Origin of the sequence: Streptomyces longispororuber (assembly GCF_024448165.1) — a bacterium.
Taxonomy (GTDB): Bacteria; Actinomycetota; Actinomycetes; order Streptomycetales; family Streptomycetaceae; genus Streptomyces; species Streptomyces longispororuber_A.
This window is the reverse complement of record NZ_JAMOLN010000322.1, coordinates 1-8188: the sequence shown is the minus strand read 5'-3', so window position 1 is coordinate 8188 and position 8188 is coordinate 1. Positions and strand designations below refer to the sequence as shown.

The following is an 8188-nucleotide window of genomic DNA, read 5'->3' as shown; positions in this document are numbered from 1 at the left end:
CCACCCGTACGTCTCGGGGGCCGTCCTCACGGCCGGCACGATCGTGGAGCTGTGCTTCTTCCCCGGCTCGCTCACCATGACGGTGGCGGTCGTCCTGTGCGCGGCGTCCCTGATGTGGCGGCGGGCCTGTCCGCCGGTCGCGCTGCTCACGGTCGCGGCGGCGTTCGTGAGCTTCGGCGCGGACACCGCGCTGTCGTTCTCGGCGATGATCTGCGGGCCGATGGGCTGGTACGTGCTGGCCAGGCACCGGGTGCTGCACCCGGCGCTCCTCGTCGCCGGCGGCGCGTTCGGCGCGCTCAGCGTGAACCTCGTGCACATCGCGAGCTGGGCCCGCGACGACCGGCTGCCGAACGTGCCGACGTTCGGCCAGGCGGGCACGCTGAGCCTGTTCACGGAGACGTTCGGGCTGTCCGCGTTCGTCCTCGCGGCCGTCGCGCTCGGCGACGCGGTCCGCTCCCGCGAGCAGGCCCGGCAGGACCGGGCGCTGGCGCAGGCCCAGTTGATCGCCATGGAGCGGCGCCAGGCCGCGGAGGCGGAGCGCGCCGCGATCGCCCGCGAGCTGCACGACATCGTCGCCCACTCGGTGTCGATGATCGCGGTGCAGGCGGAGAGCGCGACGTACACGACGCCCGGTCTGTCGCCCACCGCCCGGGACGGCTTCCAGCAGATCGCGGGCACGGCCCGCGCGTCGATGGCCGAACTGCGCAGGCTGCTCGGGGTGTTGCACGCGGACGGCGGCGCGGCGACCGCCCCGCAGCCGTCCCTGGACCGCCTCGGCGATCTGATCGAGCAGCACCGCACGGTGGGCGGCAGCGCCGAGCTGACGGTGACGGGCGAGCGGGTGCCGCTGCCCGCGACCTGGGAACTGTCGGCGTACCGGATCGTCCAGGAGTCCCTGACGAACGTGCGCAAGCACTCCCCCGGCGCCGCCACCTCCGTCTCCGTCGAACTCGGCTACGGGAAGGACCGGTTGACGATCAGGGTCGCGGACGACGGGCCCGGCCCCGCGCCCGACGCTCCGCCCGGCCACGGCCTGCCCGGCATGCGCCAGCGCGCGGCCCTGGTGGGCGGCACCCTCACCGCCGGCCCGGGCCGCGCCGGCGGCTTCCTGGTCGAGGCGGTGCTGCCCTGGTGACCCCCGTGCCGCAGAAGATCCGCACGCTGGTCGCCGACGACCAGGCCGTGGTCCGCACCGCGTTCGCCGGGCTGCTGGCCACCCAGCCGGACATCGAGGTGGTCGCGGAGGCCGAGGACGGCACGGGCGCGGTGCGGCTGGCCGCCGAGCACCGCCCCGACGTGGTGCTCCTGGACATCCGGATGCCGGGGACGAACGGCATCGAGGCGGCCCGCGCGATCCTGGACGCGTCGCGGGCCTCGGGCGGCACGACGAAGGCGCTGATGCTGACCACGTTCGGCCTCGACGAGTACGTCTACGAGGCGCTCGCCGCGGGCGCGTCCGGTTTCCTCCTCAAGGACGCCACCTTCCCCGAACTGCTGCACGCGGTACGGGTGGTGGCGGCGGGCAACGCACTGCTCTCGCCCGAGATCACCCAGCGGATGGTCGCCGAGTTCGCCCGGCAGCGCGTCACCGTCCCGCCGAGGCGCAGCGTCGAGGGGCTCACCGGCCGGGAGGTCGAGGTGCTCGTCCTCATCGCCCGCGGTCTGTCGAACGCGGAGATCGCCGAGCACCTCACCATCACCGACCACACCGTGAAGACCCACATCAACCGGCTGTTCGCCAAGCTGGACCTGCGCGACCGCGCGCAGGCGGTGATCACGGCGTACGAGACGGGCCTGGTCAGACCCGCCCCGTGAGGGCCCGCTCAGCCGAAGGCGGCTCAGCCGAAGGTGGCCCGCTCCAGCCAGAACTCCAGCAGCTCCCGCTCGCCCAGCACCTCCACCCGCGCGTCGTCCAGCGGCACCCTCCGGTAGAAGGCGAGCAGCAGCGCGGTGAGCGGTCCGCGCAGCGCGACGTCGGCCTTCTCGTGGCCGCGCCGCCAGGCGACGCCCTCGTCGCGCAGCTCGATCAGCCACTCGGCCGCCACCTCGGGCGCGGTGTCGGTGGCGTGCAGGTGCAGGGTGCGGCCGGGACCGCGCAGGTCGATGAGCGCCTGGTCGAAGCCGATGCGCTGCCCGTACGTGACGATCTGCAGCCACTCGTCGACCGCGTCGGCCGCGAGCTCGGGCGGCACGTCGTAGGCGGCTCCGGCGGCGAGGGCCGCGTCGGCGCGGTGGACCACCGTCTCGTGGGCCATGCGGCGGGCCCAGAACCCGGCGTCGCGGCGCCAGGACCAGGTCCAGCAGGGCTCGTCGGGGCCGGCCGCGCGGAGCGTGTCGGCGGTGCGGCGGGCGCCGTCGGCGAGCCAGGCGTCGAGTGCGGCGGGGTCGTCGTCCGCGGGCCCCTCGAAGCCCTCCACCGCCTTCTCCGACACCTCCTCCACGGCCCGGGTGCGCACGGTCGTCTCGACCCAGCGGTGGGCGCCGCCGACGTGCACGGCGAGGTCGCGCAGCGTCCAGTCGGGGCAGGTCGGCACGGTCACGGCGAGGTCGGCGCCGCGCAGATGGTCCCTGAGCAGATCGGTCTGGGCGAGGATCTCGTCGCAGTAGCGGTCGTGGGAGAGCGGCGCGTGCGGCTGGGTTTCCGTCGTCATGCGCCGACCCTACGAAGCGGGACCGGCTTCCAGCACCACGATTTCCGCCGCGTCGAAGGCGACGCCGACCTCGGCGCCCGGCTCCGGCGCCTCGCGCAGCGCGCAGGCCGCTTCGAGCCGGGGCGCGTCCGCGGGCTGCAGGTGCAGGGCGACGTGGGTGCCGCGGAAGGTGCGGGCGGCGACGGTGCAGGTCAACTGGGCGTCGGCGGCGGGCACGAGGCGTACCCCGGCGGGCCGGACGAGGATCGTGCCCGGGCCCTGCGGCGCGCCGGCCGGCACCGGCACCTTGCCCCACGGCGTGTCCGCGGACTCGCCGGTGACGCTCGCCGGGACGACGTTGTCGAAGCCGAGGAAGCGGGCGACGAACTCGTCGGCGGGGTCCTGCCACACCTCCAGAGGCGTCCCGGACTGGGCGATGCGGCCGTCCCGCATCACCACGACCCGGTCGGCGAGCGCGAAGGCCTCGCCCTGGTCGTGCGTGACGGCGAGGACGGTGGTGCCCAGGTCGCCGAAGAGTTCCCGCAGTTCGACGACGAGCCGCTCGCGCAGGGAGCGGTCGAGCTGGCCGAGCGGCTCGTCCAGCATCAGCAGCCGGGGGCGCGGCGCGAGGGCGCGGGCGAGCGCGACCCGCTGCTGCTCGCCTCCCGACAGCGCGGCGACGGCCCGATGCTCGGCGCCCGGTAGACCGACGAGCGCGAGCAACTCCCGTACGCGGGAGGCCTGTTCGTCGCGAGAGGCGCCGTGCATGCGGAGCCCGAAGGCGACGTTGCCGCCGACGTCGCGCTGCGGGAACAGCTGATGGTCCTGGAACATCAGGCCGACGCCCCGCTTGTGCGCGGGCACGCCCGTCTGGTCGCGTCCGTCGAGCGACACCCGGCCGCCGTCCAGGGGCTGCAGTCCGGCGACGGCCCGCAGCAGCGTCGACTTGCCGCTGCCGCTCGGCCCGAGCACGCACACGATCTCGTGCTCGGCGACCGCCAGGTCCACGTCGTCGAGCACGGCGCGGCCGCCGAACCGTACGGTCGCGTCGTCCAGCTCCAGCAGCGCCATCAGAACTCCCCGGTCGAGGCCCTGGCGGGCCGCATGCGTTCGAGCAGCAGCAGGGCGGCGGCGCAGACGACCATCAGGACGGTCGACAGGGCCATCGCCTGCCCGTAGTTGAGGTCACCGGCCCGGCCGAGCAGCCGGGCCACGGCGACCGGCAGGGTCGGGTTGTCGGGCCGCGCGATGAACACGGTCGCCCCGAACTCGCCCAGCGACACGGCGAACGCGAACCCCGCCGCGATGAGCAGCGCCCGCCGCACCATGGGCAGGTCGACCTCGCGCCAGGCCCGCAGCGGCGACGCCCCGAGCACGGCGGCGGCCTCCCGCAGGCGGCCGTCCACGGCCCGCAGGACCGGCAGCATGGTGCGTACGACGAAGGGCACGCCGACCAGGGCCTGGGCGAGCGGCACCAGGATCCAGGTGGCCCGCAGATCCAGCGGCGGCTCGTCGAGCGTGATCAGGAACCCGAATCCGACGGTCACCGCGGACACGCCGAGCGGCAGCATCAGCAGCGCGTCGAACCCGCGCACGAGCCGGCCGGCCCGGCGGGTGAGCGCGGCGGCGGCGAGCCCGCCGATCACGACCGCGATGCCGGTGGCGGCGAGCGCGTACTCCAGCGAGTTCCAGATCGCGTCGATCGGCGGGACGAGGAAGGTCCCGCCGTCGGCGTCGCCGAGCGCCCGGAAGTACGCGAACCCGTAGCCGTCCGGGGTGTCCAGCGACCGCTGCACCAGCACGCCGAGCGGCAGCAGGACCAGCACGACGACGGTCGCCAGCACTCCGCCCAACAGCGCCCACTGCCCCGCGCCGCGCGGCCGCCGCGCCGTCTGCGCGGCGTCGACGAGCCGCAGCGTGCTCTCCCGCCGCCGTACGGTCCAGGCGTGCACGCCGAGGATGAGGCCGACGGCGGCGAACTGCACGACGGTCAGGACCGCGGCGGTGGACAGGTCGAGGATCTGCGCGGTCTGCCGGTAGATCTCGACCTCCAGGGTCGAGAAGCCGGGGCCGCCCAGGATCTGCACGACGCCGAACGAGGTGAACGTGAAGAGGAACACCATCAGCGCGGCGGCGGCGACCGCGGGCACCAGCGCGGGCAGCGTCACCTTCCGCCAGGCCGCGAGCCGGGAGGCGCCGAGCATCCGCGCGGCCTCCTCCTGCCGCGGGTCGAGCTGCGCCCACAGCCCGCCCACCGTCCGGACGACGACGGCGTAGTTGAAGAAGACGTGCGCGAGCAGGATCGCCCACACGGTCGTGTCGAGCCGCACGCCCCACAGCTCGTCGAGGAGCCCGCCCTGCCCGAGCAGCGCGAGGAACGCGGTCCCGACCACCACGGTCGGCAGCACGAACGGCACGGTCACGACGGCCCGCAGCACCTGCTTGCCGGGAAAGTCGAACCGCGCGAACACATAGGCGCCCGGCAGCGCGATCAGCAGGGTCAGCGCGGTGGAGGCGAGCGCCTGCCACACCGTGAACCACAGGACGTGCCGGATGTCGGACTGCCCGAGCACGTCCAGGATCCGCCCGAACCGCCAGGCGCCGTCGACGTGCAGCCCGCGCTCGACGATCGCGGCGACCGGATAGGCGAAGAAGACGCCGAAGAACGCGACGGGCACGGCCATGAGACCGAGCCGCGCCGCACTGCCCGCACGAGTCGTACGGGCCTGGTCGACCGCCCTGCCGACTGCCTTGTCGACTGCCTTGTCGACTGCCTTGTCGACTGCCTTGTCGACTGCCTTGTCGGCTACTTCAGTACGAGCGAGGTCCACGACTTGACCCAGTCGTCACGGTTGTCCGCGATCTTGCGGGGACTCATGGTCTCGGCGTCGTCGACCGGCACCGCGTACTTGGTGTACTCGGCGGGCGGGGTGGCGCTCTTGGTCACCGGGTCGACGAACATGTTGAGCGGCATGTCCTCCTGGAACTCCTTGGAGACGAGGAAGTCGATGAGCGCCTGGCCGCCCTTCTCGTTCTTCGCTCCGTCGAGCAGGCCCGCGAACTCGATCTGCCGGAAGCACGTCCCCGTCGCGACGCCGACGGGCGACGTCTTGGGCTGCGGGTCGGAGTAGATCGCCTCGGCGGGCGGCGAGGAGGCGTACGAGACGACGAGCGGCCGGTCGCCCTTGGCCTTCTTGCCGCCGGCGCTGCCGCTGAACTCCTCGTTGTAGGCCTGGTCCCAGCCGTCGACGACCTTCACGCCGTTGGCCTTGAGCTTCTTCCAGTAGCCCTGCCAGCCGTCGTCGCCCTGGCTCGCGGCGGAGCCGAGCAGGAAGCCGAGGCCGGGCGAGGAGGTGGCCGCGTTCTCGGTGACGAGCAGATCCTTGTAGGCGGGCTTGGCGAGGTCGGCGAAGGAGGCGGGCGGCGTCAGCTTGTGCTGCTCGAAGTACGCCTTGTCGTAGTTGACGCAGATGTCGCCGGTGTCGACGGGCGTCACCCGGTTCTTGCCGCTGTCGAGCTGGTACTCGCTCTTCACGTCCGCCAGGCCCTCGGCCTTGTACGAGGCGAAGATCCCGTTGTCGAGGGCCCGCGACAGCAGGGTGTTGTCGACGCCGAAGAAGACGTCGCCCTGCGGGTTGCCCTTGGACAGGATCGCCTTGTTCACGGCCTCACCGGCGTCCCCGTCCTTGAGGACCTTCACCTGGTAGCCGGACTTCTTCTCGAAGTCGGCCAGGACGTTCTTGGAGACGGCCCACGAGTCGTGGCTGACGAGGGTGACGGTCTTGGAGTCGCCGCCGGATCCCGAGTCGTTCGACGACCCGCACGCGGACAGCGTGACGAGACCGAGGCCCATGGCCACGGCCACGTACGTCTTCTTGCTCACTGGTTTTCCTCCTGGGGGTGACCAGGAAGAGACGCGGCCCTGCCCGGAGACCTCGCGGTTTCCGGGCAGGGCGCAACAGCTTGGAGTGTTGACCGAACTTCCTACCCAGAATGACCTGGGCGAGGTTCAGAGGGTCTGCGGTCGATACCGCACTCTCAGCGCTGTGGCGCTCCCCTGTCGGAATATGCAGATGTCAGTACGCCTGTACGAGACGTACACCGGCAAGGCTACCGCTCGGTGGCCGCCAGCTGTCCACAGGCCCCGTCGATCTCCTGGCCACGGGTGTCCCGGATGGTGACGGGCACGCCGTGCGCGGCGATGGCCTCGACGAACGCCTTCTCGTCCTCGGGCCGCGACGCCGTCCACTTCGACCCGGGGGTCGGGTTCAGCGGAATGAGATTGACGTGCACGGGCTTGCCCCGGAGCAGCCGGCCGAGCCGGTCACCGCGCCACGCCTGGTCGTTGATGTCCCGGATCAGCGCGTACTCGATGGACAGCCGGCGCCCGGACCTCGCGGCGTACTCCCACCCGGCGTCCAGCACCTCCCGGACCTTCCACCGCGTGTTGACGGGGACGAGGGTGTCGCGCAGCTCGTCGTCGGGGGCGTGCAGCGAGATCGCGAGCCGGCACTTGAACCCCTCGTCGGCGAACCGGTGAATGGCAGGCACCAGCCCGACGGTGGACACGGTGATGCCACGCTGGCTCAGCCCGAGCCCGTCCGGCTCGGGATCGGTGAGCGCACGGATGGACTGGACGACCCGCTTGTAGTTGGCGAGCGGCTCGCCCATCCCCATGAAGACGATGTTGCTGAGCCGCGCCGGACCGCCCGGGATCTCCCCGTCGCGCAGGGCCCGCATCCCGTCGACGATCTGGTGCACGATCTCACCGGTCGACAGGTTCCGGTCGAGCCCGGCCTGGCCGGTGGCGCAGAACGGACAGTTCATCCCGCACCCGGCCTGCGACGAGATGCACATGGTGACCCGGTCCGGGTACCGCATGAGCACGGACTCGACGAGCGTCCCGTCGAACAGCCGCCACAGGGTCTTGCGCGTGGTGTCCTGGTCGGTCGACAGGTGCCGCACGACGGTCATCAGCTCCGGCAGCAACGCCTCCCGCAGCTTCTCGCGCGAACCGGCGGGGATGTCGGTCCACTCCGCGGGGTCGTGCGCGTACCGCGCGAAGTAGTGCTGCGAGAGTTGCTTGGCGCGGAACGGCTTCTCGCCGATCGCGGCGACAGCTTCCTTGCGCTCGGCAGGCGTCAGGTCGGCAAGGTGCCGCGGCGGCTTCTTGGCTCCGCGCGGGGCGACGAAAGTGAGTTCTCCGGGCTTAGGCATGGCTGTACCAGTGTCGCAGATGGATGGGGGTGACCTGGGGTCGTGGCGTGGGACGGGGTTCGTCAGCTCTGGGCGGTGTCGTCGTCCGTCTGCCCGGTGCCCTCGGCCGTGCCTGTCTTCTCGCGCATCTTGCGCAGCAGCTCCGCCTTCTGGTCGGCCGCGCGCCGGCGGTCGGCGTTGCGGTGCGGGCCGTTGTTCTGCCGTTCGGCGCGGGACTGCTTCTTGCGCTGGCCGCCGCCCTGGCCCACGGGGTTGTTGATGTTCTTGCTGTCGGTCACGGGTTCTCCCGGCGGTGATGTGAAGTGATCCACGTTACCCGGTTCCGTCGGCTCCGCGCGCCG

The 8188-nt window shown here is 72.3% G+C and carries 8 protein-coding genes; 2 read left to right on the top strand and 6 right to left on the bottom strand.

The window, feature by feature from the left end; genetic code table 11:
- Nucleotides 1-1135, top strand: a 1135-nt coding sequence (locus tag M4J07_RS45280; RefSeq protein ID WP_255982735.1) for a sensor histidine kinase, incomplete at its 5' end; no start/stop codon positions are given.
- A complete protein-coding gene (locus M4J07_RS45275; RefSeq protein WP_374215196.1) occupies nt 1132-1815 on the top strand; it encodes a response regulator in 684 nt (227 codons plus the stop codon). The genes M4J07_RS45280 and M4J07_RS45275, both read left to right, overlap by 4 nt.
- A gap of 23 nt (nt 1816-1838) precedes the next feature.
- On the opposite strand, the gene M4J07_RS45270 is transcribed toward M4J07_RS45275, so the two are convergent.
- The 6 genes from M4J07_RS45270 to M4J07_RS45245 form a co-directional block, all read right to left on the bottom strand.
- Nucleotides 1839-2651, bottom strand: a complete 813-nt coding sequence (locus M4J07_RS45270) for a maleylpyruvate isomerase family mycothiol-dependent enzyme (protein WP_255982729.1) — start codon at nt 2649-2651, stop codon at nt 1839-1841.
- 9 nt (nt 2652-2660) lie between these two features.
- Entirely contained in the window at nt 2661-3701 is a 1041-nt protein-coding gene (locus M4J07_RS45265) for an ABC transporter ATP-binding protein (RefSeq protein WP_255982727.1), read from the bottom strand.
- Complete coding sequence (locus M4J07_RS45260) at nt 3701-5314, bottom strand: ABC transporter permease (protein WP_255982737.1); 1614 nt, start codon at nt 5312-5314, stop codon at nt 3701-3703. Before M4J07_RS45260 ends, M4J07_RS45265 begins: the two co-directional genes overlap by 1 nt.
- Nucleotides 5315-5436: 122 nt before the next feature.
- The gene (locus M4J07_RS45255; protein ID WP_305128991.1) at nt 5437-6483 is read right to left on the bottom strand and encodes a thiamine ABC transporter substrate-binding protein; all 1047 of its coding nucleotides are present in this window, start codon (nt 6481-6483) and stop codon (nt 5437-5439) included.
- 257 nt (nt 6484-6740) lie between these two features.
- Nucleotides 6741-7847: a 23S rRNA (adenine(2503)-C(2))-methyltransferase RlmN gene (gene rlmN / locus M4J07_RS45250; RefSeq protein ID WP_255982723.1), complete on the bottom strand. Its 1107-nt coding sequence runs from the start codon at nt 7845-7847 to the stop codon at nt 6741-6743.
- Between the two features lie 62 nt (nt 7848-7909).
- Nucleotides 7910-8125, bottom strand: coding sequence for a DUF6243 family protein (locus M4J07_RS45245; protein WP_255982721.1), 216 nt, complete (start codon nt 8123-8125; stop codon nt 7910-7912).
- Between the last annotated feature and the right edge of the window lie 63 nt (nt 8126-8188).